Source organism: Reyranella soli, assembly GCF_007992495.1.
Lineage (GTDB): Bacteria > Pseudomonadota > Alphaproteobacteria > Reyranellales > Reyranellaceae > Reyranella > Reyranella soli.
Map to the genome: position 1 here is coordinate 25,558 of NZ_BKAJ01000008.1, position 25,417 is coordinate 50,974.

General features: G+C 65.6%; 27 protein-coding genes. 12 read left to right on the top strand and 15 right to left on the bottom strand.

All coding sequences use genetic code 11. The annotated features are described in order from the left end of the window. The first annotated feature begins 11 nt into the window (after positions 1 to 11). Both RSO01_RS02645 and RSO01_RS02650 read left to right on the top strand, forming a co-directional pair. The gene (locus tag RSO01_RS02645; RefSeq protein ID WP_170302808.1) at positions 12 to 482 is read left to right on the top strand and encodes a MarR family winged helix-turn-helix transcriptional regulator; all 471 of its coding nucleotides are present in this window, start codon (positions 12 to 14) and stop codon (positions 480 to 482) included. Further along, positions 479 to 1,558: an HlyD family secretion protein gene (locus RSO01_RS02650; RefSeq protein WP_147145933.1), complete on the top strand. Its 1,080-nt coding sequence runs from the start codon at positions 479 to 481 to the stop codon at positions 1,556 to 1,558. Before RSO01_RS02645 ends, RSO01_RS02650 begins: the two co-directional genes overlap by 4 nt. A gap of 30 nt (positions 1,559 to 1,588) precedes the next feature. Here RSO01_RS02650 and RSO01_RS02655 read toward each other — a convergent pair whose 3' ends face one another. From RSO01_RS02655 to RSO01_RS02665, 3 genes are all read right to left on the bottom strand, one after another. Continuing rightward, a complete protein-coding gene (locus RSO01_RS02655) occupies positions 1,589 to 3,400 on the bottom strand; it encodes a sulfatase-like hydrolase/transferase (protein ID WP_147145934.1) in 1,812 nt (603 codons plus the stop codon). Positions 3,401 to 3,504: 104 nt separating this feature from the next. After that, on the bottom strand, positions 3,505 to 4,557 hold the full coding sequence (locus RSO01_RS02660; protein WP_147145936.1) for a WD40/YVTN/BNR-like repeat-containing protein: 1,053 nt from the start codon (positions 4,555 to 4,557) through the stop codon (positions 3,505 to 3,507). A gap of 15 nt (positions 4,558 to 4,572) precedes the next feature. Continuing rightward, positions 4,573 to 5,784, bottom strand: coding sequence for an ABC transporter substrate-binding protein (locus RSO01_RS02665; RefSeq protein WP_147145938.1), 1,212 nt, complete (start codon positions 5,782 to 5,784; stop codon positions 4,573 to 4,575). Positions 5,785 to 5,994: 210 nt separating this feature from the next. On the opposite strand from RSO01_RS02665, the gene RSO01_RS02670 reads away from it, so the two are divergent. The 3 genes from RSO01_RS02670 (at position 5,995) to RSO01_RS49815 (ending at position 8,460) form a co-directional block, all read left to right on the top strand. Beyond that, positions 5,995 to 6,735: a dienelactone hydrolase family protein gene (locus RSO01_RS02670; RefSeq protein WP_147145940.1), complete on the top strand. Its 741-nt coding sequence runs from the start codon at positions 5,995 to 5,997 to the stop codon at positions 6,733 to 6,735. 10 nt (positions 6,736 to 6,745) lie between these two features. Further along, positions 6,746 to 8,161, top strand: a complete 1,416-nt coding sequence (locus tag RSO01_RS02675) for a 4-hydroxyphenylacetate 3-hydroxylase N-terminal domain-containing protein (protein ID WP_147145942.1) — start codon at positions 6,746 to 6,748, stop codon at positions 8,159 to 8,161. Between the two features lie 104 nt (positions 8,162 to 8,265). Continuing rightward, positions 8,266 to 8,460, top strand: a complete 195-nt coding sequence (locus RSO01_RS49815) for a GIY-YIG nuclease family protein (protein ID WP_373867864.1) — start codon at positions 8,266 to 8,268, stop codon at positions 8,458 to 8,460. Here the strand turns inward: RSO01_RS49815 and RSO01_RS02685 are convergent. From RSO01_RS02685 to RSO01_RS02695, 3 genes are read right to left on the bottom strand one after another with little or no spacing between them, the layout of a single operon-like run. Continuing rightward, complete coding sequence (locus tag RSO01_RS02685; protein ID WP_147145946.1) at positions 8,457 to 9,554, bottom strand: NHL repeat-containing protein; 1,098 nt, start codon at positions 9,552 to 9,554, stop codon at positions 8,457 to 8,459. The genes RSO01_RS49815 and RSO01_RS02685 overlap by 4 nt on opposite strands. A gap of 23 nt (positions 9,555 to 9,577) precedes the next feature. Continuing rightward, on the bottom strand, positions 9,578 to 10,078 hold the full coding sequence (locus RSO01_RS02690) for a VOC family protein (protein WP_147145948.1): 501 nt from the start codon (positions 10,076 to 10,078) through the stop codon (positions 9,578 to 9,580). Between the two features lie 14 nt (positions 10,079 to 10,092). Further along, entirely contained in the window at positions 10,093 to 10,770 is a 678-nt protein-coding gene (locus RSO01_RS02695) for a glutathione S-transferase family protein (protein ID WP_147145950.1), read from the bottom strand. A gap of 84 nt (positions 10,771 to 10,854) precedes the next feature. Between RSO01_RS02695 and RSO01_RS02700 the strand changes: the two genes are divergently transcribed. Genes RSO01_RS02700 through RSO01_RS02710 form a run of 3 tightly spaced genes read left to right on the top strand, consistent with a single transcriptional unit; the run spans position 10,855 to position 12,462 of the window. After that, positions 10,855 to 11,181: a heavy metal-binding domain-containing protein gene (locus tag RSO01_RS02700; protein WP_147145952.1), complete on the top strand. Its 327-nt coding sequence runs from the start codon at positions 10,855 to 10,857 to the stop codon at positions 11,179 to 11,181. 1 nt (position 11,182) lies between these two features. Continuing rightward, positions 11,183 to 11,485 carry a hypothetical protein gene (locus RSO01_RS02705; protein WP_147145954.1) on the top strand — a complete coding sequence of 101 codons (303 nt, stop codon included), beginning with the start codon at positions 11,183 to 11,185 and terminating at the stop codon, positions 11,483 to 11,485. An 11-nt stretch (positions 11,486 to 11,496) separates the two neighbouring features. Then, entirely contained in the window at positions 11,497 to 12,462 is a 966-nt protein-coding gene (locus RSO01_RS02710) for a Bug family tripartite tricarboxylate transporter substrate binding protein (RefSeq protein ID WP_147145956.1), read from the top strand. On the opposite strand, the gene RSO01_RS02715 is transcribed toward RSO01_RS02710, so the two are convergent. The 9 genes from RSO01_RS02715 to RSO01_RS02755 form a co-directional block, all read right to left on the bottom strand. Continuing rightward, positions 12,434 to 13,618 (bottom strand): MFS transporter, encoded by a 1,185-nt coding sequence (locus tag RSO01_RS02715; protein WP_147145958.1) that lies wholly within the window; start codon positions 13,616 to 13,618, stop codon positions 12,434 to 12,436. The genes RSO01_RS02710 and RSO01_RS02715 overlap by 29 nt on opposite strands. 6 nt (positions 13,619 to 13,624) lie before the next feature. After that, complete coding sequence (locus RSO01_RS02720) at positions 13,625 to 14,470, bottom strand: hypothetical protein (protein ID WP_147145959.1); 846 nt, start codon at positions 14,468 to 14,470, stop codon at positions 13,625 to 13,627. 1 nt (position 14,471) lies between these two features. Next, complete coding sequence (locus RSO01_RS02725; RefSeq protein ID WP_147145962.1) at positions 14,472 to 15,386, bottom strand: HpcH/HpaI aldolase/citrate lyase family protein; 915 nt, start codon at positions 15,384 to 15,386, stop codon at positions 14,472 to 14,474. Between the two features lie 11 nt (positions 15,387 to 15,397). Then, positions 15,398 to 16,612, bottom strand: a complete 1,215-nt coding sequence (locus RSO01_RS02730) for a CaiB/BaiF CoA transferase family protein (protein ID WP_147145963.1) — start codon at positions 16,610 to 16,612, stop codon at positions 15,398 to 15,400. A gap of 70 nt (positions 16,613 to 16,682) precedes the next feature. Beyond that, the gene (locus tag RSO01_RS02735; protein WP_174825911.1) at positions 16,683 to 17,162 is read right to left on the bottom strand and encodes a MaoC family dehydratase; all 480 of its coding nucleotides are present in this window, start codon (positions 17,160 to 17,162) and stop codon (positions 16,683 to 16,685) included. Next, positions 17,162 to 18,322 (bottom strand): acyl-CoA dehydrogenase family protein, encoded by a 1,161-nt coding sequence (locus tag RSO01_RS02740; RefSeq protein WP_147145966.1) that lies wholly within the window; start codon positions 18,320 to 18,322, stop codon positions 17,162 to 17,164. Before RSO01_RS02740 ends, RSO01_RS02735 begins: the two co-directional genes overlap by 1 nt. Positions 18,323 to 18,325: 3 nt before the next feature. Continuing rightward, the gene (locus RSO01_RS02745) at positions 18,326 to 18,811 is read right to left on the bottom strand and encodes a MaoC family dehydratase (RefSeq protein ID WP_147145968.1); all 486 of its coding nucleotides are present in this window, start codon (positions 18,809 to 18,811) and stop codon (positions 18,326 to 18,328) included. Between the two features lie 72 nt (positions 18,812 to 18,883). Further along, positions 18,884 to 20,233 carry an MmgE/PrpD family protein gene (locus tag RSO01_RS02750; RefSeq protein ID WP_147145970.1) on the bottom strand — a complete coding sequence of 450 codons (1,350 nt, stop codon included), beginning with the start codon at positions 20,231 to 20,233 and terminating at the stop codon, positions 18,884 to 18,886. A gap of 148 nt (positions 20,234 to 20,381) precedes the next feature. Further along, positions 20,382 to 20,981, bottom strand: coding sequence for a class I SAM-dependent methyltransferase (locus RSO01_RS02755; RefSeq protein ID WP_147145972.1), 600 nt, complete (start codon positions 20,979 to 20,981; stop codon positions 20,382 to 20,384). A gap of 100 nt (positions 20,982 to 21,081) precedes the next feature. Here RSO01_RS02755 and RSO01_RS02760 point away from each other — a divergent pair, with 100 nt between their 5' ends. From RSO01_RS02760 to RSO01_RS02775, 4 genes are all read left to right on the top strand, one after another. Beyond that, a complete protein-coding gene (locus tag RSO01_RS02760; protein WP_170302809.1) occupies positions 21,082 to 22,110 on the top strand; it encodes an ABC transporter substrate-binding protein in 1,029 nt (342 codons plus the stop codon). A 64-nt stretch (positions 22,111 to 22,174) separates the two neighbouring features. Then, a complete protein-coding gene (locus tag RSO01_RS02765; RefSeq protein WP_147145976.1) occupies positions 22,175 to 23,905 on the top strand; it encodes an ABC transporter permease in 1,731 nt (576 codons plus the stop codon). Continuing rightward, on the top strand, positions 23,902 to 24,963 hold the full coding sequence (locus RSO01_RS02770; RefSeq protein ID WP_147145978.1) for an ABC transporter ATP-binding protein: 1,062 nt from the start codon (positions 23,902 to 23,904) through the stop codon (positions 24,961 to 24,963). The genes RSO01_RS02765 and RSO01_RS02770 overlap by 4 nt, the downstream gene beginning before the upstream one ends. A 30-nt stretch (positions 24,964 to 24,993) precedes the next feature. Next, a complete protein-coding gene (locus RSO01_RS02775) occupies positions 24,994 to 25,365 on the top strand; it encodes a hypothetical protein (protein WP_147145980.1) in 372 nt (123 codons plus the stop codon). Positions 25,366 to 25,417 lie beyond the last annotated feature (52 nt).

Sequence of the window (25,417 nt, forward strand, 5' to 3'; positions counted from 1 at the left end):
ATGCAACAATCATGAGCCAAGCCGCCATGCGCAATACCGGCCCGGAGGACGACAGCTATATCGGCTACATGCTGTCCGATGTGGCCCGCCTGATCCGGACGATCTTCGACAGGCGCGTGCGCGACATCGGGCTGACCCGCGCCCAGTGGCTGGTCCTGACGCGGGTCTATCGCCGTCCCGGCGTCAGCCAGACCGAGCTGGCGGAGATGCTCGAAATCGATCGCGCCAGCGCCGGCCGCATGATCGACCGCATGGAACGGAATGGCTGGGTCGAGCGGCGTCCGGACCGAACTGACCGGCGCATCAATCGTCTGCATCTGACGGACGAGGCGCGCAAGGTTCATGCCGCCATGTGGGCGATCGCCGAATCGACGGTCGACGACGCCTTGTCGCCGCTCTCGGCAACCGAGCGTGAGCAGTACGCGGAGCTCACTGCCAAAGTGAAAGGCCGGCTGCAGAACCTCGCCGGCGCCGTGCCGTGAGGCGCGGACAGGCCGGGCTGCGGCTCGTCCTGCTGGTCGTCATACCGCTGGTGGCGATCGCGGGCGGCGCGTTCTGGTGGCTGTCGGGCGGCCGCTACGTCAGCACCGACAATGCCTATGTGAAGGCGCATATCGTGCAGATCGCGCCCGAGATCTCGGGCCAGGTGCGTCGCGTGCTGGCGCGCGACCATCAGGAGGTCCACGCCGGCGATCCGCTGATGACCATCGAATCGCGACCCTTCAAGCTCGCGCTGGACAGCGCCGAAGCCGAGCTCGATGCGGCGCGCAACCAGGTCGAGACGCTGCGCGGCACCTGGCGCGAGGTCATGGCCGAGCTGGCCGACGCCGAGGCGCGCGCCGACTACTTCAAGCGCCAGTGGCAGCGCCAGGAAGAGCTCGCGACCAAGGGCATAACCTCGGCCTCCAAGCGCGAGGAATCCCAGAACGACGCGCGGGCCGCCGCCGACCGCGTCACCTCGGTGCGCGAGAAGCTGCAGCGCGTGCTGGTGGCACTGAACGGCGATCCGCAGATGTCGGCCGACGAGCATCACCTGGTGCGCGACAAGACCGCGGCCCGTGAGCGCGCGGCGCTCGATCTCGCGCGCACCACCATCCGCGCGCCGATCGACGGTGTCGTGGTGAACATGCGCGTGCAGCAGGGCGAGCAGGTCAAGGCCGCGGCGCCGCTGTTCGTGCTGGTGGTGGTGAGCCGGCCGTGGGTCGAGGCCAACTTCAAGGAGACCGAGCTGACGCACGTTCGGGTCGGCCAGAAGGCCACGGTGGTGCTCGACACCTATCCCGACGTGACCTGGGAGGCCGTGGTCGAGAGCCTGAGCCCGGCGACCGGCGCGGAGTTCGCCGTGCTGCCGCCGCAGAACGCCTCGGGCAACTGGGTCAAGGTGGTTCAGCGCCTGCCGGTGAAGCTCAGGCTGGCGCCACAGGCCGGTGAGCCGCCGTTGCGTGCCGGCATGACGGCGACGGTGAAGATCGACACCGGCCGCGAGCGCACGGTTGCGACGACGGTCGGCCAGATGCTGGGCGGCCGCAACGCGGACGCGGCGACGGTCGAGAAGTGACGGGAGCGCGGGCCGGAGGCCCGCGCTTCCCTAAAGATTGAGGTTGGCGGCGTTGCCCCAGTCGATGAAATCCTTGAACGGCAGGAAGCTGCCGTCGTCGACGCCGATCTCGTTGGCGATCAGGGCATTCAGCTTGGCGTTCATGCGCGCGATCAGGTCGCGGTTGGCGTCGAAGTCGTAGGCGAGGTTCACGACCTCGTCGGGATCGGCCTGCAGGTCGTAGAGCTCGAGGTCGTTCTTGGCGCGCAGGTCGTCGAGCGTCGTCGGCGTGTTGAAGGCGCGGAACGGGAAGTAGCGCGTGAAGCGGTAGCGCTCGTCGGTGATCGAGCGGATGGCGACGCGCAGCGACCAGTCGATCGGAAACAGCTCGATCGCCCTCAGTTGGTCTGTCTTCGCGACCTGCTTGTTGAACAACGTCTCGTACAGATACTTGGTGAAACCGGCATCGTGGACCATGAGCTGGCTGTAGCAGAACAGCACGCCGCCGCGCGTCCGGCTGAACTCGGGATTGACCGGCTGGCGCAGCAGCGGGGTCAGGTCCTTGCCCTTCATGCGCGCCATCACGTCAGCGACCGGCGTGGTCGCCTTGCCGGTCATGGCGACGAGGGTGGGCACGAAGTCGATATGCGACGTCGTTTCGCGGCAGCTCTGGCCGCCCGGGAAGGCGGGATGCACGACGATCATGGGCACGTGGTTCTGCTGGCTGTAGGCCGTCGTGCCCTTGCCGGAGAGGCCGCCGTGCGAGCCTAAGAGCTCGCCGTGGTCGGAGGTGAAGACGATGATGGTGTTGCTGGTGAGCCCGAGACGATCGAGCTGGTCCAGTACCTGCACGATCTGCTGGTCGACGTCGCGGATGGCGTTGAAGTAGTAGTTCTGGCGCATGCGCACGCGCCATTCGTCGTTGGGGATCAGCCCTGTCAGGTAGCCGTTGGCGTCGTGATAGATGCGGTGCGCGGCGACGCGACCCGGCGCGTCGAGCGCCTGCTGCCAGGTGTTCTGCAGCGGAAGGTTGTTCCATTCCTGCCGGTACAGTGAATCCGCAGGCGGGAAGGCGATGCCGAGCTTGGCGTCCTTGGCCTGGACCGGCTGCCCGGGCTGGTCGGTGTTGACCCACATCACGTCGTGCGGATTGACGAAGTTCACCGCGAGGTACCAGGGCTGCTGGCGGTCGGCCATCGGCCGGCCGTTGGCCTTGAGCCACTGCATGGCCTGCGCTGCGGTGATGGCGTCGTACTGGTAGCCGCCCAGCGCGCCCTCGATGTAGTCGCCGGAGCCGGTGTAGTCGTAGAAGCCGTAGTCCTTGTCCATCGTGGATTCGAACAGCGCCTTGATGTTGTTGGCGCGGTTCTCCATCGCCATGGCGCCGTTCAGGTGCCACTTGCCCTTGTAGGCGGTGTAGTAGCCGAGCTTGCGCAGGATCTTGCCGATGGTCGGCAGCTTGGGATCGAGGCTCTTCTGGTAGGGCACGCCGGCATTGTCGAAGATGCCGTTGAGAGGCTGGTGCAGGCCGGTGTAGATCACCGCCCGCGAGGCCGAGCACATGTCGGCCGCGATGTGATGGTTCTCGAAGAAGGTGCCCGCGTTGCGCAGCCTTTCGCGGCCGGGCAGCGACACGGGCCACGTGTAGCCCATGTACTGTTCCTGGTCGGTCAGGATGAACAGGATGTTGTAGGCGCCGTCGTTCGAGCCCGGCGCGTCGGCCGAGGGGAACTTCGATTCGCTGCCGCCGGTGATGGCAGGAGCGGGCGCCTGGGCGACGGCGGTGTCGGCAGCCATCGTGGCGCCTGCGAGTGCGGCGCCGGACTTGAGGAACGTCCTGCGAGAGGAAGTTGGCTTGCTCATCAGGAAAGGTCCCTCGCTACGCTCGGGATGACAGCGGGTGTGTCGTCCGCACCGCCTGTCATCCCGAGGGCGGAGCCCGAGGGACCTTTAATGTAACAGCAAGCCTAGCCGCAAGCGACAGAATAGATATGCTGCACTTCGCCCGGCAGCGGCATCGCTTGCCAGGTCTTGCCGGCGTCCTGCGTCCCGAACACCTCGCCGTCGTAGCGGGCGCCGATATAGACCTGCTTGGGATCGCTGGGGTGCAGGCCGATCGACATGATCGTGCCGTGCACCTGGACCTTGTCGAAGCGCTGCCAGCTCTGGCCGCCGTCGGCGCTGCGATAGAGGCCGCCGTCGTGGCTCGCGGCGGCGACGGAGAGCGCCGCGTAGAGCGTGTTGGGCTCGGTCGGCGAGGCCTTGACGTCGCGGCCGTAGGTGGTGGGCGAGAAGCGTCCGACCTCCATGTCCTGCCAGCTCTTGCCGCCGTCGCGGGTGCGGAACAGCCCCATGCGCAGCGCCACGATCGGCGAATCGGGGTCGGCCGCGTTGATCGTGACGGCATGGCCGTCGAGCATGCCCTCGGCGGTGGTGTCGCTCACGATCTTGCTCTTGAGATGCGGCCGCTCGGAAAGCTCGATCAGCCCGGCGCTGCAATCCTGCCAGGTCTCGCCACCGTCAGACGAGCGCATCACGCCGTTGATCTCGAGCGCAGCGTAGATCTCGTCGGGCTTCTTGGGGTTCTGCGCCAGGCGCATCACGCGGGAAGCAAACGGCCCCGAGCAATGCGTGCCGATCTTCGGGGTGGCGAGCTTGCGCCAATTCGCGCCGCCATCGTCGCTGCGATAGACGTCGATCGGCGAGGCGCCGGCGAAGATGCGCTTGGGATCGCGGCTGTCGACCATGAAGCACCAGACCTGCTTCTTTTCGTCGGGGAAGCCGGTGCGGCGGAAGGTGGCGCCGCGATCGGTGCTGCGCCACACGCCGTCGCTGGTGCCGGCGAACACCGTCTCGGGATCGTTGGGATGCACGACGACGGTGTAGGCCTCGACGGCGCCCAGCACGTGGTGCCAGTCGCCGCCATTGGCGGCGCGGCGGAAGACGCCGACTTTGCCCTTGTGGTCGGGCTTGCCGAAGTAGCCCGCGACGCCGACGTAGATCTGCGACTGCTCAGCCATGGCTCTCTCCTCGATTTACTTCTTGATCATCGGGCATTCGCCCTGGTCGAGCGGGCGGAACGCCTCCTCGGCCGACATCTTGGTCACGAGCTTGTAGTAGTCCCAGGGACCCTTGGACTCCGATGGCTTCTTGACCTCGAACAGGTACATGTCGTGCATCTTGCGGCCGTCGGCGCGGATGTAGCTCAGGCCGAAGACCGGGTCGTCCCACTTGATCTCCTTGAGCTTGGCCATCACGGCGTCGCTGTTGTCGGTGCCGGCCGCCTTCACGGCATTGAGGTACTGCAGCGCGCCGGAATAGAAGCCGGCCTGCACGCTGGTCGGCATCTTGCCGCCATGCTTGGCGGCGAAGCGCTTGGAGAAGGCGCGGGTCTTGTCGTTGAGGTCCCAGTAGAAGGCCTCGGTGAGGTTGAGACCCTGGGCGCGCTCGAGGCCGAGCGAGTGCACGTCCGACACAAACACGAGCAGGCCGGCGAGCTTCTGGCCGCCCTTGACGATGCCGAACTCGGACGCCTGCTTGATCGAGTTGATGGTGTCGCCGCCGGCGTTGGCCAGCCCGATCACCTTGGCCTTGGAGGCCTGGGCCTGCAGCAGGAACGACGAGAAGTCGTTGGTGTTGATCGGGTGCCGGACCTCGCCCAGCACCTTGCCGCCCGCCTTGGTGACGACGTTGGCGACGTCGCGCTGCAGGGCGTAGCCGAAGGCGTAGTCGGCGGTGAGGAAGAACCAGCTGTCGCCGCCGGCCTTGACCACGGCTGAGCCGGTGCCGTTGGCCAACGCGAAGGTGTCGTAGACCCAGTGCACCGTATAGGCGTTGCAGAGCTTGCCGGTGATGTCCGACGAGGCCGGATCGGGGGCGATGTAGATCTTCTTCTTGTCTGCGGCGACGCGCGAGGTGGCGATCGACGAGGACGAGGCGCCAGCGCCCAGGATCACGTCGACCTTCTCGGTGTCGAACCAGCGGCCGGCGATGGTGGCGGCGACGTCGGCCTTGTTCTGGACGTCGGCCTGGATCATCTCGATCTTTTTGCCGTTGAGCGAGCCGCCGAAATCCTCGATTGCCATCTGGACCGCGATCACGGCGCCGGGGCCGTTGATGTCGGAATAGAGGCTCGACATGTCGGTGAGCACACCCAGCTTCACCGTGTCGTCCGTCAGTTGCTGGGCCGACGCTGGCGCGGCCATCGCCGCGACGGCCAATACTGCACCACAAAACGCACGCTTCATAAAAGTCCCCTCCCAGGGCTTTGTTGTTGAGCGAAGCCTAAAGCACTTTCGGTCCGGCTGGAACAGCCGGACCGAAAGTGCCTTCTGGCCCGAGATCGCCCGTGCGCGCGTTTGCAACTGAACAGAGCCGCTTTGCGGCTCCGCTCAGTTGCAAACCGCTCTAGCAAGGTGCTGGCATGGGCAACAAGCACGGGGAAGGAAACAAGTCGGATGATCGAGAAGATTCTGGATGTCCCGACCAAGGACGGGGCGATGGAAACCTTCGTTTGCTATCCGGAACGGGGCGGGCCGTACCTGCCGGTGTTGTTCCTGATGGATGCGCCTGGCATCCGCGAGGAGCTCTATGACATGAGCCGCCGGCTGGCGTCGGTCGGCTACTATGTGCTGCTGCCCAACCTCTATTACCGCGCGGGCAGGGACACCAAGTATGGCCCTGACGTCCTGGAGAAGGGCAGTGCCGAGCAGGCGCGCATGCGGTCGGTGCGCACCAAGATGACGATCCCGCCGGTGATGGACGACGTCGCCGCGCTGATCGCCTTCGCCGATTCACAGAAGGAATCGAAGAAGGGACCGGTCGGAACTCACGGCTACTGCATGAGCGGGCCGTATTCGCTGGCGGCGGCCGCGCGCTATCCCGACCGCATCGCGGCTGCGGCCTCGTTCTACGGTACCTGGCTGGTCAGCGACGCGGTCGAGAGCCCGCATCTCACGCTCGGCAAGGCCAAGGGCGAGCTCTACATCTCCTGCGCCGAGCACGACGATCTCGCGCCGCCCGACATGGTCAAGGAGCTGAAGAAGCTGTTCGACGCCTCGGGCGCCAAGGGCGAGCTGGAGATCCATCCCGGCGTCCACCACGGCTTCGCCTTCCCGCAACGCTGGTGCTACGACAAGCCCGCCGCCGAGCGCCACTGGGAACGCCTGATCGCGCTCTATCGGCGGAACCTTGGCTAGGGAGGACGTCATGGGCCTCAAGACTGCCGCCGCGTACGTCGAGAGCCTGCGCGACGGCCGCGTCACCTACTGGCACGGCGAGCGCATCGACGACATCACCACCCATCCACGCTTCCGGGTGCCGATCGAGGTGGCCTCGCGCGACTACGACTATGCCGATCCGAAGCATGGCGAGCTGCGTGCCTTCACGACGGAAGAGGGCGGGCGTGCCCATCGCATCTACCAGGTGCCGCGCGACGAGGCCGATCTGGCCAAGCGCGTCGAGCTGATGAACCACACCTCGATCGTCGGGCTGGTGAGCGGCGTCTACATGGCCTTGATGAGCGTCAAGGACGCCGTCGCCAAGGTGAACCCGCAGTATGCGGCCAACATCGAGGCGATGTACCGCCACGCCCGCGACAACGACCTGCGCGCGGCCGAGGTCATCACGGACGCCAAGGGCGACCGCAAGCGCAAGGCGCATGAGCAGGACGACCCCGACCTCTATCTGCGTATCGTCGAACGGCGCAACGACGGCATCGTGGTGCGCGGCGCGAAGCTGCACATCACCGGCGCCTCGCTGTGCCACGAGCTGGTGGTCATGCCGACCAAGGGCATGCGCCAGGACGAGACCGACTATGCGGTGTCGTTCTCGATCCCGGTCAATACCAAGGGCGTGAAGGTCATCAACCGCAGCTTCGCGCCGGCCGAGCTCAATGCCTTCGACTATCCGGCGAGTGCGCACCACAGCATCCCCGAGGGTTTCGTGGTGTTCGACGACGTGTTCGTGCCCTGGGATCGCGTGTTTTTGGCGGGCGAAGTCCAGCTTGCGAGCCTGTTCGCCCAATCGCTGGGACTTTGGGAGCGGACCGGCGGCGTGGTCGATGCCGTGCGGGTGTCGCAGCTCTATGTCGGCCTCGCCCAGCTCGTCCTCGAGCATCAGGGCAAGGAACGCGATCCGGTGGCGCAGAACGCCGTCAGCGAACTCATAAGCTTCGCCGAGATGATGCGCATGAGCCTGGACTATGCCTGCCGGCACTACGAGCGCACGCCGTCGGGCATGATCCATCCGAATGTGCTGGCGATCAACGTCGCCAAGTTCCACTGGGCGTCGAACTACCACGCCATGGTGCGCCACCTGCACGACGTCAGCGGCGGCCTGGTGATCACCGTGCCGCTCGAGGCCGATCTCCGGAACGAAGAATCCGGCAAGTACCTGCGCAAGTACCTCAAGAGCGTCCCCGGCGCCGAGCCCGAGACCCGCATGCGCGTCTACAACCTGATCCGCGACCTGACGGCCGACGCCTACGGCGGCTGGCAGTTCGTCGTCGCCCTCCAGGCCGGCGGCGGGTTGAACGCCCAGCGCATCATGATGCACCGCACCTACCCGATGGCGGATGCCAAGGCGAAGGCGCTGGACGCGGCGGGGGCGACGCACGGCAGCTGACGCCGACCTCGCTGTCATCCCGAGCGCAGCGAGGGATCTTTAAGGCCACAGAAAAGCCGCCCCGACCTTCCATCGTCGAGGCGATGTAAGTCTACTGCGTCTATATCCTGACGAATGTCAGCCGGAGCGTGATGTCTGTCGGCGTGACGAAGGATATTGAACGTCGCCTCGCCGATCATGCGGACGGCAGGGGCGGGATCTTCACCCGCAAGTACCGACTCAACACGTTGGTGCGAAAGATCCCTCGCTGCGCTCGGGATGACAGCTTGTTTGGTGTCGGCGTCGTGCTTCAAGACTAAGGCGCCCGGTCCGGCCTGAACTTCTGCACGCGCTTCCCGTTGTCGACTTCGCCCGTATAGATGTTGCCCTTGGAATCGACGGCGATGCTGTGGACCCAGTGGAAGTTGCCGGCCTGGCGGCCCGAGCGGCCGAAGCCGCCGACGACCTTGCCGTCGCTGCGCTGCAGGATGCGCAAGAGGTTGTTCTCGCCGTCGATGTTGAACAGCCAGGTCTGGTTGGCGTCGGGCCAGAAGTTCAGGTCCCAGACCGCGCCGGCGCCGAGCGTAGGCTTGTCGTAGAACCACTCGGTCACGAAGGTGCCGTCCTTCTTGAACACCTGGATGCGATTGTTGGTGCGGTCGCAGACATAGACCATGCCGTCCCTCGACGGCTTGGCGCAGTGCACCGGATTGGCGAACTGCTGCGACGGCGCCGCCGCCGGATCGTAGGCGGCCTGCTTGTCGTCGTTGGGCTTGTTGCCGTAGGCGCCCCAGTAGCGCTTGAAGGCTCCCGTCTCCGAATCGAACACGATGACGCGCCGGTTGCCGTAGCCGTCCGCGACGAACACCTCCTTGGCATCTGCGTCGACCTGGATATCGGCTGGCCGGCCGAGCAGGGCTGTGTCGTTGCTGCCGCCGGTCGGCCCGAGCTTGCCGATGGTCAGCACCGGCTTGCCGTCCTTGGTGTACTTGAAGATCGCGCTGTCGTTGGCGGCGTTGCCGGCGATCCACACGAAGCCCGCCTTGTCGACATGGATGCCGTGCTCGTTGGCGACCCACGGCGTCGCCTGCGGGAAGCCCCAGCCCTGGATGAAGGTGCCGTCGGCATCGAATTCCATGACGGAAGGTGCCGGCGCGCAGCATTTGTTGCGTGGAGGCGTCAGCGTCGCGCCCTTTTCATCATCTGTGAGCGAGCGCGGCCGCTGCAGGATCCAGACATGATCGTCGGGACCGACGGCGACGCTCGCCACCTGGCCCAGCAGCCAGTTGTTGGGCAGGGGCTTGGGCCAGAACGGATCGACCTGGAACTGCGGAGGGTCGGCGGCGAGGGAGGACGAGGAGAACGCGACAGCACTCATCAGGGCGATCAACGCGCCCCACACGCCACGCTTCATCGTTTCCTCCGTCGTTCTTGTCGTTACGCCGCCTTTGCCTTGCCCTTGCTCGCCTGCCAGCCGTTCAGGATGTCGCGCGCATGGTTCTGCTTGGGATCCATGTCGCGTTCCATGCCCGGGACCTTGGCCGTCAGCTCGATGACGTAGCCGTTGGGATCGCGGAAATAGATCGAGCGGATGAACTTGTGATCGCTCACGCCGCGCACTTCCCGGCCGTCGGCCTTGCCCTTGGCGAACATCTTGTCGAGCGCATCGGGCTCCACCTCGAGCGCGATGTGCAGGTCGAAGTCGTGCTGCTCCTTGAACTCGAACGGCATGTCGGGCGCCTCGAAGAAGGCGAGGCACGATCCGTCGTCGAGCTGGAAGAAGGAGTGCAGCACGCCAGTGCCGGTCTTGCGGCCGGTCTGGGTGGTCTCGATCTTGAAGGCGTTGACCAGCGGCAGGCCGAGGAAGTCCTCGTAGAACTTCCGGGTCTCCTCCGAATCGCGGCAGCGATAGGCGTTGTGGTGCAGACCCTTGATCATGGGATTCTCCTCAATCAGGTGATCGCCTGCCAGGGCTGGCCCTTGGTCGAGGCGCAGAAGCCGTTGAAGGTCTCGTAGACCTTGGCGTAGTTCGGCCCGGCCTTGAAGGTGTCGAGCCAGCGCTTGATGTTGGGATAGGCCGAGAAATCGCAATGGACAAGCTCGCCTGCCGTGGTGATGGCGGCGCCGAAGTAATCCGCGACCGTGAGCTGGTCACCGACCAGGTACTTGTGGTTCGGCCCGATGAAGTGGTCGTTCAGGATCTGTAGCCAGATCTTCGACTTCTCCTTGCCGTAGGCCACGACGGCCTCTTGCACCTTGGCATCCTCGCGCTTGAGGTGCGGGAAGAGCTGCGGATAGATCAGCCCATAGCCCCAGTCGCGATAGAAGTTGGAGTTGAACCAGTCCATGACCTCGTTCACGCGGGCGCGCTGCTTGAGGTCCTTGGGGAAGGTCGGCGAATCGATCTTCTCGGCGAGGTAGCGCAGGATGGCCGCACTCTCGGTCAGGCGAAAGTCGCCGTCCTCGAGCATCGGGATCAGGTGGTTGGGATTGATCTTGCTGTAGGCGGGCTCGTAGTGCGCGCCCTTCAGGATATCGACCACCTCCATGTCGCACTTGATGTCGTTGTCGGCGATGAACTGCATCACCGGACGGCTGGTCGTGGATACCGGGTGCATATAGAGCTTCATGAAAGCCTCCCTGGTGTCACTGTTCTGAAGCTCCGGGTAGTCTAGTCCTTCCCGGTTACCAAATCACTTTGCACGGAGCTTCTCATGATCATCGCCACCACCGAAAACATCGCCGGGCACCGGGTGGTAACTACCCTGGGCCAGGTCTTCGGCGTGGTCGTGCGCAGCCGCGGCATCGGCGGCAACATCGTCGCCGGCCTGCGCTCGATCGTCGGCGGCGAGATCCACGAATACACCCAGATGCTGGAGGAGGCGCGCCGCCACGCCACCGACCGCATGGTCGCCAATGCGACGGCCATGGGCGCCAACGCCATCCTGGTCATGCGCTTCGATTCGTCGGAGATCGGCGAGACGATGAGCGAGATCGTGGCCTATGGCACGGCGGCAGTCATCGAGCCGGTCCGCACCTGACATGCTGCGCGGCGCCGTCCTCGCCGTCGGCATCCTGATGCTGCTGGCCGGCGTGGCCACGGCCGGGCTCGGCGTGCCGGGCGCGCCGCTGTGGCTCCTGATCGCCGGCGGCACCATCACCGCGGGCACTTTGCTCGAGCGGGTGATCTACAAGCCATTGCTCCGCGAAAAGCCGGGCGCGGGCTGGGTCAAAACTGCAGAGCGCTTCATCGATCCCGACACTGGTCAGCCGGTCGACGTGTTCTACAATCCGCGCACGGGTGAACGGCAGTATGTTGCCGACGAGCCGGAGAAGAAGGCGTAAGGGAGGACTTGATGAAGGTGCTCGGCAGGCGGGCCGCGATCGCGACGGCCGGCGCATTGGCCGTGACGGGGCAGGCATCGGCGCAGGATTTCCCGTCCAAGCCGATACGTGTGATCGCCCCCTTCGGACCCGGCACCGCGACCGACACCGTGGCGCGCGTGATCGCCAACGAGCTGGGCAAGCTCACCGGCCAGTCGGTCGTGATCGAGAACAAGCCCGGCGCCGAGGGCCAGATCGGCGCCCAGGCCGCGGCCGCTGCGGCGCCCGACGGCTACACGGTGTTCATCACCACCCAGACCACGCAGGCGATCAACCAGCACGTCTACAAGTCGCTGACCTACGACCCGGTGAAGAGCTTCGCCCCCGTCTGCGGGCTGACCTTGGGCGCGCAGATCGTCATGGTGAAGAACGAGCTGCCGGTGAAGACCGTGGCCGAGTTCATCGCCCTCGCCAAGAAGGAGCCGGGCAAGCTCTCCTTCGGCAGCGGCAACGGTTCCAGCCGCGGCGGCGCCGAGTTGTTCCGCGTCATGGCCAAGATCGACGTTCTGGGCGTGCCTTACAAAACCCAGCCGCAGGCGATCGGCGACCTTTTGGGTGGCCGCATCGACATCATCTTTTCGGATTTCACGGCCGGGCTGCCGGCGGTGCTCGACGGCCGTGCGCGAGGCATTGCCGTCACCAGCAAGAAGCCCATTCCCGGGCTGGAGCAGTTTCCCACCGTCGATTCGACCGTGCCCGGCTTCGAGATGTGGGCCTGGACTGCGGCCTACGTTCCCGTCGGCACGCCGAAACCCATCGTCGACAAGCTGAACGCGCTGATTCGCGAGGCGATGAAGTCGGAGTCCTACCTCACGCTGACCAAGACGACTTACGGCATCCCATTCCCGGGCACGCCGGAGGAGCTCGCGGCCTTCCAGGCGAGCGAGACCAAGAAGTGGGGCGAGATCGTCACCGTGGCGGGGATGCAGGAGCCCTAGCCGCCACAAGCTGCCAGACGGCGGACGCCAGCACGCAGGCTGCGACGGCGAAGAAGGCGGCGCGATAGCTGACGGTCGAGGCGATCAGGGCGAACAACGGTGGACCGAACACGGCGCCGGAGAAGGCGAGCGAGGTTTGCACCGCGGCCACGGCCGCCGTCTCTCCCGGCGGCGACAGATGGGCGAACTCCGCCTGCGACGTGCCGTTCCAGCTGATGACGACCGAGCCGTAGCCGATCACGACGAGCGTGATCAGCCAGAAGGGGGTGTCGGCCTGGATGAGGCCGATGGCGACGCAGCCCGCGGTCATGCCGAGCCCGGTCCAGCCCAGCACCAGCATGCGCGGGACGCGGTCGCCGACGGCGCCGCTCACCAGCCGCATCGCCGTGCCGGCGAGCTGTGACAGCGCCAGCAGCAGGCCGGCGCGGGCGATGCTGAGGCCGCAATGCTCGTAGAGATAGGTCACGAGATAAAAGGTGAAGGTGTGCTGGGCGATGACGAAGACCAGCGCCGACCAGCCCAGCACGCGCAACTGAGCGTGGCCCAGCACGAAGCGCACCGAGCGCCAGATGCCGGCCGACGGCCGGCCGGAGGCGACCACGACGTCGATGCGTGAGCGTAGCAGCTCGACGACCAGGATCGCCACGACGGCCATGGCCGCCGCGACCAGGCTGGCGCCGCGCCAGCCGAAATGGCCCATCAGGAAAGGGAAGATGATACCGGCCAGGGCGAAGCCGATCGGCACGCCGGTCTGCTTGATCGAGAACACGATGCCGAACCATTCGCGCGGCACGCGCTGGGCCAGCACGTGCGCGGAGGCGGGATTGATCGGCCCTTGCGCCGCGCCGATGAAGATGACGGCGATCACCGTCGTCGCGACCAGCGCCAGCGCATTGAAGGCGAGCCCGATCGCGGCCATCAGCAGCGCGAACTGGCAGACGCGCACCGCGCCCAGGCGCACGATCGGCCCGGCCGCGAACAGCGCCAGGACGGCGGCGACGACATAGATGATGGCGGTGAAGATGCCGACCAGCTTGGGATCGATCGCGAGATCCTTGGCGACCGCCGGCATCATGACACCGAGCGCCAGCACGCAGACCGAGATCATCGCCTGGATGGCCAGCATGCTGGCCACCGGGACGATCGCCCGGTTCATGACGGGTCACCCGCCAGCAAGGCTGTCCGCCAGTGTTTGCGCCTCTTTGGTCACGGCCGGGAAGGCACGGTTCGTGGCGCGTTCCGCCCAGCACTTTTCGAATGCCGCTTGGCCTTCCTCCTGCAGGCGGTTCGACACCTTGATGTCTTCCGGCTTGGCCTTGGCCTTTGCCTCGTAGCCGGCGAACAGCGCGCCGCAGATCTCGATCGGCGGGTCCGTGGCCGTGCGGTCGACGAAGGCGATGTAGACCCGCCCGCCTTTGAAGACCGAGACGACGATCTGCGGCGGCGGCCCATAGGCGAAGCCCTGGTTGCCGTACGCCAGGTCGGCGACAGCCCGGCTGGCGCCCGGCGGCGTGGCGATCGGCAAGGCGCCGAACAGCCCGATCGTCCAGTTGGCCGCGATCGCGGTGGCCACGAGGCCGCCCGACTGCAGCGCCTCCTTCGCCTCTTTCCCGGGCGCGTGTGCCGCCAGCCAGTGTCGGAAGATGCCCTCGGTCGTCACCAGCACCTGTCCGGGCCCGGTCGCGCTGAAGAACATCTGGCCGTCGAGCATCTGCAGGCCGACGCCGCAGCAGAGCGTGTCCGGAACCGTCATGACTTCGCGGTCGAAGCCTTTCGGCATGGGGATCGGTCCAATCGCCGCCTGCAGGAGCGGCTGCAGCTTGCCCAGCAGGCGGTCATCCGCGGCCCTCTTCGCCTGGTCGTCGCTTATCGCCTTCAGCTCGGCGTCCGCCCGTTCACGGGCGGCGATGTAAGCCTGCTCGGCCGACGGATCGGGTGGCGGGTAGGACGATTGGGCACTGGCGGCCGTGGCCGCCAGTGCGAACAACAAGGTGAGGAGCGGCCGCACCTCACATGCCGAACAGATCGGCCTTGTTCAGGATCGTGTTGCGCAGGATGCGGATCGAGGCAACGTCGACCATGATGCCGTCGACGTTGATGGCGCCCAGGCCCTGGGCCTCGGCTTCGGCATAGGCCTTCTCGAGCCTGCGGGCGCGCGCCACGTCCTCGGGCTTCGGCGAGTAGATTTCCAGCGCATGCTCGATCTGCGACGGATGGATCGCCCACTTGCCGACGCAGCCCAGGATCATCGAGCGGCGGCACTCCTCGCGATAGGCATCGGGGTTCTTGAAGTCGGCGAACGGGCCGTCCACCGGATCGATGCCGGCGGCGCGGCAGGCCATCACCAGCCGGAAGCGCGCGTAGTGCCAGATGTCGCCGGGATAGCCGTCGGTCTCGCCGACGTTCTTGTTGGTGACGCCCATCGAGGCGGAGAAGTCGCCCATGCCGAACACCAGGCATTCCAGGCGCGGCGTCGACTTCGCAATGGCGTCGACGTTCTGCATGCCCTCGACCTCCTCGATCAGGGCTTCGAGGCCGATGCGGTTCTTGAGCTTCAGCTTCTTCTCGAGCTGATGCAGCAGCTTGTCGGCGAACAGGATGTCGGCCGGCGTCATGACCTTCGTCATCATGATGGTGTCGAGATGCTCGCCGGCGCCCTCGACCACCTCGATGATGTCCTCGAAGGCGTACTCGGTGGTGAGGTCGTTGATGCGCACGCAGCGCGTCTTGCCCTTCCAGTTCAGCGTCTTCAGCGCCTGCACGATCTTCTTGCGGGCATCGCGCTTCTGGCTGGGGGCGACGGCGTCCTCGAGGTCGAGGAAGACATGGTCAGCCTTCGACTCCGACGCCTTCTGCATCATCTTCTCGCTCGAGCCGGGCGTGGAAAGCTGCACGCGGCGGGCGCGGCGCGGACGGTCGGTCATGTCATGTCTCCTCAGGCAACGATCTTTTCGGCCCGGAGACGCGCAATATCCGCGCCACTGAGGCCGAGGCCGGTCAGATACTCATCGGTATGCTCGCCCAGCAAGGGGGCGCGATGGCGCACGCGGCCGGGCGTCTCGCTCATCTTGATGGCCACGCCGGCCACCTTCATCTCGCCGTCGAGGCCCGGGTGGGGCACCGACACGACCATGTCGCGGGCGGCGAAGTGCGGATTGGCGAAGACGTCGCGCACGTCGTTGACCGGCGCGAACGGCACCTGGCCGCCGAGGTGGGCCAAAAGCTCCTGCTTGGTGCGCTGGCTGGTGAAGGCCGAGACCGCGGCGATGATCTCGTCCTGGTTGGCGCGGCGGTCCTGGACGGTGGCGAGCCGCGGGTCGGTGCCCATCTCCGGCCGGCCGATCAGGCGGCACAGGATTGGGAAGTGCGTGTCGGCATGGGCGGCGATGGTGACGTGGCCGTCCTTGGCCGGGAACATGCCGAACGGGCAGAGCAGGGGATGGTGGTTGCCTTCGGGCACGGGCACGCCGCCGGTGAAGGAATGCTGGTGCACGATGCGCTCGCACATCGACAGGATGGCGTCGACCATGCCGACATCGACGAACTGGCCCTTGCCGGTCTTGTGGGCGCGCAGGATGGCGCTGACGATGCCGACGGCGCACATGGTGGCCGGCATCAGGTCGCCGATGCCGGGGCCGACCTTCATCGGTGTGTCCTTGTCCGGGCCCGTGATGGCCATGACGCCGCCGAACGCCTGAGCCACGACGTCGTAGGCCGGCCAGTCGGTGTAGGGGCTGCGGCCGGTGCGCCAGTCGCCGAAGCCGCGGATGGTGGCGTAGACCAGCTTCGGGAAACGTTCGTGCAGGGTCTCGTAGCCCAGGCCCAGGCGATCCATGACGCCGCCGCGATAGTTCTCGACCACGGCGTCGGCGTTCTCGCAGAGCCGCATCACCAGCTCACGGCCCTCGGGCTGCTTGAGGTCGATGGCGATCGACTTCTTGTTGCGGTTGACCGAGGCGAAATAGCCGCCGAAGGCCTTCAGCTTGTCGTCGGCATGGTAGGGCCCGACGATGCGCGTGTGGTCGCCGTCCAGCGGCTCGACCTTGATGATCTCGGCCCCCTGGTCGGCCAGCAGCATGGTGCAGAAGGGGCCGGCCAGCATCTGCGTCAGATCGACAATGCGTACGCCGTCGAGGGCGCCGGTGGTCATGTGGACCGCGGGCCTCCAGGCCCGCTCATGATCATGATGCGGGCCTGGAGGCCCGCGGTCCAATGAGACTTCACTTGTCGCCCCAGTGGCTGCGCCGCTTGATCAGCACCCAGCGCTCGCCCTCGAAGACATGCTTGTCGTCCTGGTTCACGCCGTAATGCTTGAAGCGCACGATGCCGGCGTCGGGCTGTTCTGCGTCTGTCTTCTCCAGCACCTCGGAGTAGCAATAAAGCGTATCGCCGTGGTGGACGGGCGCCTTCAGGCGGATCTTGTGCAGCCCCATCTCCATCAGCGCGTTCTCGGCCGTGTCCTGGGCGGCGAGGCCTATGCACATCGAGATGGTGACGCCGCCGAAGCCCAGCCGCTTGCCCCACGGGCTCGACTTCATCAGGTGCTCGTTGAAGTGGCCTTCGGCGGTGTTCATGGTGACGTTGGTGATCCACACCTGCTCGAGCGGCTCGACCGTCTTGCCGCGGGCATGCCTCAGGACCTCGCCGACGGTGAAGTCCTCGAAGTAGTTGTTCTTGCCGGTGAGTGCGGAGACTTTCATCAGTTCCTCCCACGTCCGAGCAGGCGGTCGGAGATGATGCGCTTCTGGATCTCCGACGTGCCCTCGAAGATCTTGGTGAGCCGCGCATCGCGCCAGTGTCGCTCGACGGCGTGCAGGGTGGTGTAGCCCGCGCCGCCATGGATCTGGATGCCCTCGCTGCACACGCGCTCGGCCATCTCCGAAGCGAACAGCTTCACCATCGAGGCTTCCTTGTCGCAGCGCTGGCCGGTGTCGATCTGCTCGCAGACGAAGTAGTTGAGCTGCCGCGCCGCCTCGATCTGGGTCGCCATCTCGGCGATCTTGAAGCGGATCGCCTGGAAGTCGGAGATCGGCCGCTCGAACTGCCGGCGCTCGTTGGCATACTTGATCGAATCGTCGAGCGCGCCCTGGGCCAGCCCGATGGCGCGGGCCGCGGTGTGGGCGCGCGCCGTCTCGAGGCCTGAGGTTGCATAGTAGAAGGCGTGGCCTTCCTCGCCGATCATGTCCGAGGCCTCGACACGGAAGTTGTCGAAGGCGAGCTCGTAGGTCTTCCAGCCGAAGTAGCCGATCTTGGGGATCGGAGCGCCGCTGCAGCCCTTGGGCAGCGTGCCGCGCTTCTTCTCGACGAAGAACATGGAGAGGCCCATGTGCCGCTTGCCCGGCGGCGCATCGGAGGTGCGGGCGATGATGATCAAAAAGTCGGCGCCGTCGGCGAAGGTGCACCAGTATTTGTTGCCGCTGATCAGGTAGCCGGTGCCATCCTTGCGGGCGCGGCAGGAGATATTGGAAATGTCGGAGCCGGCATTGGGCTCGGACATCGAGAAGGCGCCCAGGAATTCGCCCTTGGCCATGCGCGGCAGGTAGCGGGCGCGCTGCTCCTCGCTCATCATCTGCGCGCCGATCAAGAGGTTGCCGCGGGCGATCAGCGAGGCGACGCTCATCCAGCCGCGCGACAGCTCCTCGGTGACCAGGCAGTACTCGAAGCAGCCCAGCCCGAGACCGCCATACTGTTCGGGGATCAGGATGCCGAAGTAGCCGAGCTCGGCCATCTTGTCGCGCAGGTCCATCGGGATGTCGCCTTTCTCGGGATCGAGCTTGTTGGCGACGGGTAAAACCTCGTTGAGGGTGAATTCGCGCGCCTGCTCCTGGATCATGCGGCGCTCTTCGGTGATATATGGCATGGCTTAGGCGTTCCTGAGACGGACGAGATTGGTGCGCTTGAAGTCGATGACGAGCTCGTCGCGCTGGTTGAGGCCCTTGGTGTGCCAGGTGACGATGCCGAATCCCTTGTGGGAATCCGATATGCGCCGGTCGAGCACCTCCGACTCGGCCCGCAGCGAATCGCCGGGATAGACGGGCTGCTGGAAAGAGAGCTCGTTGACGCCAAGGAAAGGCCCGCCACCCTCGCTCAGATCCTCGACCGTGAGGCCGAACACCGTGGTGAAGACCAGCATTGGATTGGCGACAATGCCTGGATGGCCGTGGGCGCGGGCATAGGCGGCGTTGTAGTAGTGCGGGTTGAAGTGCAGCGTCAGGGTCGAGAAGAGGGTGCTCTCCGACTCGGTGACGGTGCGACCCCAGTGGTGCTGAAACACACGACCGGGTTCGAAATCCTCATAGCGGTTGCCCTTCGGGACCAGCCGGGCCCGCGTCCTAAAATCCTCTGCCATTCCTTCTCCTCACGGGAGCGCGGGCCTCCGGCCCGCTCATGATGCGGGCCGGAGGCCCGCGCTCCCAAATAACTAGCTCTTCGCCGAAGCGCGAGCCAATTCGCCCACGTCGCTCATGCTGTCGATGCGCTCGATGGCGTCGGCCAGCCGGCGTGTGCCGGCGGCGCCCAGCACCGGGCTCACCAGGCTCTCGAACTTGGTCTCGATGGCGTTGCGCTGCTTCTTGACGTCGGCCCACGGGATGCCCGAATCGTGGCTCGCCTCGATGGTCGTGCCGTCGTCGAGCTGGATCGCCATCTCGGCCAGCGAATGTTCCCAATTAGGCTTGAACTCGATCGACACCTTGTCGCGCAGGGCCTTCATGCGCGGCTCCTGGGTGACGGCGTCGCTGTAGGAATCGAGCGCCGCCGTATCGACGCCGTTCAGGGCCATCGCCACGGTCTGGCGCAGCGAGAACTTTGCCTCCAAGCCCGTCGTCGGGTTGGGGATGTTGCAGACCTTGTCGGCGCCGGCGTCGATCCTGAGCAGGATCTTCCTGACGCGCTCGGGCGGGAAGTTGCTCTTCAGCCTGATCTCCTTGGCGCACTCGATCGGCGCATGGGTGAGGTAGCAGGCGGCGTGATACTTGAAGAGGTTGTTGCGCAGGTGCCAGCCCTGCGGCGGCTCGCCGAGCGCGGCGTCGGTATTGAGATGATCGCTCTGCGACGACGCGAAGCCCTGATCGCACTCCAGCGAATCGCCGCGTGCGGTAAAGCCCTTGGCGGCGAGTCGCGCGGCGCGCAGGCCGTGCTCGGAGGCGGTGCCGGCATGCAGCGGCTTGCACATGGTGCCGAAGTTCGACTTCAGGCCGGCCGCCTGTGTGGCGGCGATGCCGAAGGCAACGGCGAGCTGCTTGTCGCTGAGGCCGAGCATGCGGCCAGCCGCGGCCGTAGCGGAGAACGAGCCGACCGTACCTGTGACGTGGAAGCCCTTTTGATAATGGCTGGGCGAGACCAGCCGGCCGACGCGGCCCGACGTCTCGTAACCCGCGACGAAGCTCTCGATGAACAGCCGGCCCGACGCCTGGATCTGCTCGCCCAGCGCCAGCAGGGCAGGCACCACGGTGACCGTCGGATGGCCGCCCATCGAGAAGTTGACGTCGTCGTAGTCGAGCGCGTGGCTCGCGGCGCCGTTGATCAAGGTCGCGGTCGAGGGCAGGACCTTCTCGGTTCGACCGACCAGCGAGGCCTGGCCTTTGGCGCCGTCTTCCAGCGCCTCTCGTATCAGGATGTCGGTGAGCTCCTCCTGCGCGCCAGGAACGGTGACGGCGAACCAGTCGAGCAGGCATTGCTTGGTGCGCTCGACGAGGTCTTCCGGCAGGTCGTTCCAGGCGAGGACAGCGGCGCGGCGAGCGATTTCGGCAGTGACGGGAACGGCGGCCATGATTGCCTCCTGGGAATTTCGTGAGGCCGAAGTGTCGGACAGAGGGTGATACGTTGTCCACTGCCTCAGTCATCCTGAGCGTAGCGAAGGATCTCGTGGCGGTTGCAAGCGGCGATGAGGTCCTTCGCTACGCTCAGGACGACATGAACTACTTCCGCGCAACGATATGGAAGATGTGCCAGTGCTTGGCGTTGCCACGCGGCGTGACGCCGTCGTCTTCTTCCTCCTCGAACATTTCCAGCTCGAGGCCGGCCAGCATAGCAAGCGCCTCATCTCGGGCGACGAAGGTCATGCCGGCACGGCCGGCCCAGCTATCGCGAGGACCATACCATTGGCCGCTGAAGCGTCCGCCGGAGGGCAAGGCCTCGCGGATACGTTCCCATAGGCGATGGAACGCCTCGGGTTCGCAAAGCGGCATGGCGAAGCTGGAATTTACCAGGGTGAGGCCAAGAGGAAGCGGCACGTCCTCGAAGCGCGCCTGGATGGGCGTGAGATCGTGTCCCTCCGGCAGCGGCCGGCTCTGCAGCGCCTTGAGGGCCGCAGGTTCGGCGTCGACAGCGACGACGCGCCAGCCGCGGCGCAGCAGCTCGATCACGTCGCGACCATCGCCGCAGCCGAGATCGACGGCGAGTGAGCCGGCTGCATCGGGGCCGAACCGGTCGAGCGCTGTGATCAATGTGCGACGCGGTGGGCGCTCGCGCAGCTTCTCGTAGTAGGCTGCCCAGCCAGCGGATTTATCTTCCGTCATGCGCTCGTTCACACTGTGTCGCGCTTGTCGCCCGTTTCATCGTGTGATCGTATGCCCACCAAACAATAACAACAATGAAGTCACGTTCAGGGAGGTACTGATGAAGAGGTTGGCAGGCCTCGCGCCCATCGCGGTGCTCGTCGCAGTGCTCGCCTTTGCGCCGGCGGCGCACGCGGATATCAAGGATCTGGAGGAGGGCGCCAAGAAGGAAGGCGAGCTCACCTGGTATGTCGCGCATTACACGTCGGAGGGCGCCGAGGACCTGGGGCGCGGTTTCACCGAGATGTATGGCGTGAAGGTGAATGTGGTGCGCACCACGGCACAGGTCGCCTATCAACGCCTGCTGCAGGATATCAAGAACAACCAGACGATCTGCGACGTCTTCTCCTCGACGGACGTCGGCCACTACGTCCGCTTGGCGGCGGAGGGGCGTTTCGAGAAGTACATGCCGGAGACAGAGTCCAAGATCGCCCCGACGTTCCGCAACTTCGATCCGGCGGGCTTCTATCACACGACCTCGGCCGGCCTGGTCGTGCTGACCTACAACTCGGCCAAGGTGAAGGCCGAGGAAGCGCCCAAGAAGTGGCAGGACCTCCTGGACATGAAATGGAAAGGGAAGGTCTCAATCGGGCACCCCGGTTTCTCGGGCTATGTCGGTACCTGGGTGCTGACCATGAAGAACCTCTATGGCTGGAGCTATTTCGACAAGCTCGAGAAGAACAAGCCGCAGATCGGCCGCTCGATCAACGACACGGTGACAGCGCTCAATGCCGGCGAGCGGCAGGTCGCGGCAGGCGCCGACGGTTCGACCCTGTTCAGCGCTTCACGCGGCAACCCGCTGGCGGTGTCCTATCCGACCGACGGCTCGGTGCTGATTATCGCGCCGTCGGCGATCATGAAGGGCACCAAGCATCCCAACGCGGCCAAGCTCTTCATGGAGTACCTCTATTCGGTCGAGGCGGCGAAGATCAACGCCAAGCACTTCGCCATCCCGCTGCGGCCGGAAGTGCCGTCGCCGCCGGGAGCCAAACCGATCAGCGAGATCAAGACCATCCGGCCGACCGTGGCCGAGATCGACAAGGGCGTCCCCGAGGTGATCGAGCAGTGGCGGGATACGTTCGGGAACTGACCGGAGCGCGGACCTCCAGGTCCGCTCATGATCATGATGCGGACCTGGAGGTCCGCGCTCCGTCATGACAGTCACCGCACCGGCTCTTTCGACTCCCGACGCGCCGCGGCGCGCGATCTCCTTCGATTCGACGTGGCTGATCTGGATCGCGATCATCGCGGTCCTGCTGTTCCTGGTGGTGAGCCCGTTCATCTACCTGGTGGTCACCAGCTTCACTGCCGAGAAGACCGGCGGCTTCACCTTCGCCAACTATCTCACCGCCTATGGCCGCGCCCGTTACGTCGATGCGCTCCTGAATTCGCTCAAGCTAGGCGGTGCGGCGGCGGCGCTGGCCGGCCTGTTCGCCATCCCGCTCGCCTGGGCGGTCGCGCGCACCGACATGCCGGGACGCGGGCTGACGCGCGTGCTGGTGCTGATGACCTTCATCACGCCGCCTTACACCGGCGCCGTCGCCTGGATCCTGCTGGCCGGACCCAATGCCGGCTGGCTGAACCGCTTCTTCATGATGGTGACGGGCGCGGAGGCGGGGCCCTTCAACATCTACAGCTTCTCCGGGCTGGCGCTGGTCATTGCGCTCTATTCCTTCCCGTACATCTTCATCTTCACCACGGCGGCGCTCGAGCTGGTGTCGTCGGAGATGGAGGATGCCGCCAACATCCTGGGCGCGGGCGCCTGGCGCACCATGCGGCGCGTCACCCTGCCGTTGGCCCTGCCGGCGATCCTGGGCGGCCTGATCATCTGCTTCCTGGAGGCGATCGCGCTGTTCGGCTCGCCCGCCATGATCGCCATCCCGGCGCGCTTCAACGTGGTGACCACGCAGCTCTTCCAGTTCTTCGGCAATCCGGTGCGCGTCGAGGTCGCCGCCGCCTACGCCATGCCGTTGCTCGGCGTCACCATCCTGCTGATCCTGATCCAGCGGCTGATGACCCGGCGCAAGGGCTTCGTGGCGCTGACCGGCAAAGGCGGCGAGCGGCGCGCGATCCGGCTCGGGCCATGGCGTTGGGCGATGTTCGGCTATGCCATGCTGATTGCTGCTCTCGCGGTATTCCTGCCGTACCTCTTTCTGTTCCAGGCTGCTTTCGCCAAGGCCTGGGGACGCGGCTTCGGGCTCGACAACCTGTCGCTGCGCAATTTCCATTTCGTACTGTTCGAGCACGCCACCGCGGCCAAGTCGGTGCTGAACAGCTTCCTCTATGCCGGCGTGAGCGCCACCGCCGTCGTGATCCTGACCCTGGGCGTGGCCTACATCGTCACGCGCCGGCTGGTGCCATTCGGCGGCATTCTGGGCTTCCTCTGCATCGCGCCGTTCGTGATCCCGGGCGTGGTGCTGGCGATCGGCTTCTATGCCGCCTATGCACCGCCGCCGCTGGCGCTCTACGGTACGGCGCTGATCCTGATCCTGGCCTTCACCACGCGCTTCCTGCCGATCGGCTACGTCAACGCCAGCGCGGCCATCCGCAGCCTCAATCCCGAGATGGAGGAGGCGGTGCGCGTGCTGGGCGGCAGTCGACTGACGGCGCTGCGCCGTGTCGTGGCGCCTCTGCTCAAGCGCAGCCTTTTGGGCGCCTGGCTGCTGATCTTCATTCCGGCGACGCGCGAATTGTCGGCCGCGATCTTCCTCTACGGACCCAACACCAAGGTCGCCTCGGTCATGATCTTCGACATGAGCGAGGAGGGGAATTTCGAGTACCTTGCGGCCCTGGCCCTGATCCTGCAGGTGCTGACCCTGCCGCTGCTCTGGATCGGCCAGAAGGCGCTGGGACGGGATTTCATGCTGAGACGCAACGCGACATGAGCAAGCTTGTCCTGAAGAACGTCGCCCGCCGCTACGGCGCGGTCGAGGCGGTCGCCGACTTCTCCCTGGAGCTGGTGCCGGGCGAGTTCGTGTCGCTGCTGGGGCCGTCAGGCTGCGGCAAGACCACGACCTTGCGCATGATCGCGGGCTTCGTGCCGCCGTCGGCCGGCACCATCGAGATGGACGGCCAGCAGATCTCCTCGCCGTCCAACGTCGTGCCGCCCGAGAAGCGGCGCATGTCGATGATCTTCCAGAGCTACGCCATCTGGCCGAACATGACGGTCGGCGAGAATGTTGGCTTCGGCCTGCAGGTGAGGAAGCTCAGCCGCGGCGAGATCGACCGCAGGGTCGACGCCATCCTCGACGTCGTGCAGATGCGCAACCTCAAGGGCCGCTATCCCGCCGAGCTGTCGGGCGGCCAGCAGCAGCGCGTGGCGCTGGCCCGCGCCATCGTCGTTGAGCCCGAAGTGCTGCTGCTCGACGAGCCGCTTAGCAATCTCGACGCCAACCTGCGCGAGGAGATGCGGTTCGAAATCCGCCGCCTGCACGACGAGTTCAAGATCACCACGGTCTACGTCACGCACGACCAGTCAGAGGCGATGGTGACGTCCGACCGCATCGTGGTCATGAACCACGGCCGCATCGAGCAGGTCGATGCGCCGCACAAGCTCTATGCCCGCCCGCGCAGCCGCTTCGTCGCGGGCTTTATCGGCCGCACCAACTTCCTCGAAGGCACGCGGGAGGGTAGCGACATCCGCTTCGACGGCTTCTCGGCAGCCGCGGCCCGGCTCGAAGGGGCGAGCGGAAACGGCGCTCTTCTCTATTCACTTCGCCCGCAGGCGGTTGGGCTCTCTGGTCAGAAGCCCAATGGCGGCGCACTGGCTGTCGAGTCGGAAATCTCAGGACGGTCCTATCTCGGCGAGTACTGGGACTATCAGGTGCGGCCGCTAGGCGCTGCCAAGCCAGTGCGCGTTTCCACAGGTCCGAATGTCGTTTTCGAGGTCGGCAGCCGCGTCTGGCTGGAGATTGATCCTGCAGCGATGGTGCGCGTCGAGTGAATAGAGTCCCTATGGTCGGAGGTCGCGGCCATGACCCACGAACTCCGGCACAAGCGCTACGGGCACACGGTTGAAGAGTGGATAGCGCTCGTTCCCAATGAACTCGAGTACGCTGAGGTCAGCCTCTGGCACATCGCTGTTGCGGGTATCGAAGGCTTCGGTCTTTCAGGCGAAGCGCTGACGGATTACATGCGTCGCAACATAATTGCGCTGCTTGATGCAGGTGGGGTACCAGCCAGGCACGTCGCAAATGCAATCCATGGCCGAGGTTGGCTGCCGGCCGACTACGGGAGCACGCCGGACGAGATCGCGGACGCGGTAGTCGCAGAGTGGCTTGGACAAGGCGTGCAACCCAATTGGCACCATTGGTTCGTTCTGGCCAGCAAGTGCCTGAAGCCCTGAAGCGGGCAGGCGTGGAAATCCCAATCGCAGGGCGGCTCTTTTCTGATGTCTG

What these genes read in the sequence shown, in the direction of transcription:
- RSO01_RS02655 (WP_147145934.1), bottom strand. Translation starts at nt 3,400, where the DNA reads ATGAGCAAGCCAACTTCCTCTCGCAGGACGTTCCTCAAGTCCGGCGCC.
- RSO01_RS02690 (WP_147145948.1), bottom strand. Translation starts at nt 10,078, where the DNA reads ATGATCAAGGGTCTGCACCACAACGCCTATCGCTGCCGCGATTCGGAG.
- RSO01_RS02675 (WP_147145942.1), top strand. Translation starts at nt 6,746, where the DNA reads ATGGGCCTCAAGACTGCCGCCGCGTACGTCGAGAGCCTGCGCGACGGC.
- RSO01_RS02735 (WP_174825911.1), bottom strand. Translation starts at nt 17,162, where the DNA reads ATGAAAGTCTCCGCACTCACCGGCAAGAACAACTACTTCGAGGACTTC.
- RSO01_RS02775 (WP_147145980.1), top strand. Translation starts at nt 24,994, where the DNA reads ATGACCCACGAACTCCGGCACAAGCGCTACGGGCACACGGTTGAAGAG.
- RSO01_RS02725 (WP_147145962.1), bottom strand. Translation starts at nt 15,386, where the DNA reads ATGACCGACCGTCCGCGCCGCGCCCGCCGCGTGCAGCTTTCCACGCCC.
- RSO01_RS02750 (WP_147145970.1), bottom strand. Translation starts at nt 20,233, where the DNA reads ATGGCCGCCGTTCCCGTCACTGCCGAAATCGCTCGCCGCGCCGCTGTC.
- RSO01_RS02660 (WP_147145936.1), bottom strand. Translation starts at nt 4,557, where the DNA reads ATGGCTGAGCAGTCGCAGATCTACGTCGGCGTCGCGGGCTACTTCGGC.
- RSO01_RS02645 (WP_170302808.1), top strand. Translation starts at nt 12, where the DNA reads ATGAGCCAAGCCGCCATGCGCAATACCGGCCCGGAGGACGACAGCTAT.
- RSO01_RS02710 (WP_147145956.1), top strand. Translation starts at nt 11,497, where the DNA reads ATGAAGGTGCTCGGCAGGCGGGCCGCGATCGCGACGGCCGGCGCATTG.
- RSO01_RS02730 (WP_147145963.1), bottom strand. Translation starts at nt 16,612, where the DNA reads ATGACCACCGGCGCCCTCGACGGCGTACGCATTGTCGATCTGACGCAG.
- RSO01_RS02755 (WP_147145972.1), bottom strand. Translation starts at nt 20,981, where the DNA reads ATGACGGAAGATAAATCCGCTGGCTGGGCAGCCTACTACGAGAAGCTG.
- RSO01_RS02700 (WP_147145952.1), top strand. Translation starts at nt 10,855, where the DNA reads ATGATCATCGCCACCACCGAAAACATCGCCGGGCACCGGGTGGTAACT.
- RSO01_RS02705 (WP_147145954.1), top strand. Translation starts at nt 11,183, where the DNA reads ATGCTGCGCGGCGCCGTCCTCGCCGTCGGCATCCTGATGCTGCTGGCC.
- RSO01_RS02670 (WP_147145940.1), top strand. Translation starts at nt 5,995, where the DNA reads ATGATCGAGAAGATTCTGGATGTCCCGACCAAGGACGGGGCGATGGAA.
- RSO01_RS02685 (WP_147145946.1), bottom strand. Translation starts at nt 9,554, where the DNA reads ATGAAGCGTGGCGTGTGGGGCGCGTTGATCGCCCTGATGAGTGCTGTC.
- RSO01_RS02715 (WP_147145958.1), bottom strand. Translation starts at nt 13,618, where the DNA reads ATGAACCGGGCGATCGTCCCGGTGGCCAGCATGCTGGCCATCCAGGCG.
- RSO01_RS02770 (WP_147145978.1), top strand. Translation starts at nt 23,902, where the DNA reads ATGAGCAAGCTTGTCCTGAAGAACGTCGCCCGCCGCTACGGCGCGGTC.
- RSO01_RS02760 (WP_170302809.1), top strand. Translation starts at nt 21,082, where the DNA reads ATGAAGAGGTTGGCAGGCCTCGCGCCCATCGCGGTGCTCGTCGCAGTG.
- RSO01_RS02740 (WP_147145966.1), bottom strand. Translation starts at nt 18,322, where the DNA reads ATGCCATATATCACCGAAGAGCGCCGCATGATCCAGGAGCAGGCGCGC.
- RSO01_RS02665 (WP_147145938.1), bottom strand. Translation starts at nt 5,784, where the DNA reads ATGAAGCGTGCGTTTTGTGGTGCAGTATTGGCCGTCGCGGCGATGGCC.
- RSO01_RS02745 (WP_147145968.1), bottom strand. Translation starts at nt 18,811, where the DNA reads ATGGCAGAGGATTTTAGGACGCGGGCCCGGCTGGTCCCGAAGGGCAAC.
- RSO01_RS02695 (WP_147145950.1), bottom strand. Translation starts at nt 10,770, where the DNA reads ATGAAGCTCTATATGCACCCGGTATCCACGACCAGCCGTCCGGTGATG.
- RSO01_RS02765 (WP_147145976.1), top strand. Translation starts at nt 22,175, where the DNA reads ATGACAGTCACCGCACCGGCTCTTTCGACTCCCGACGCGCCGCGGCGC.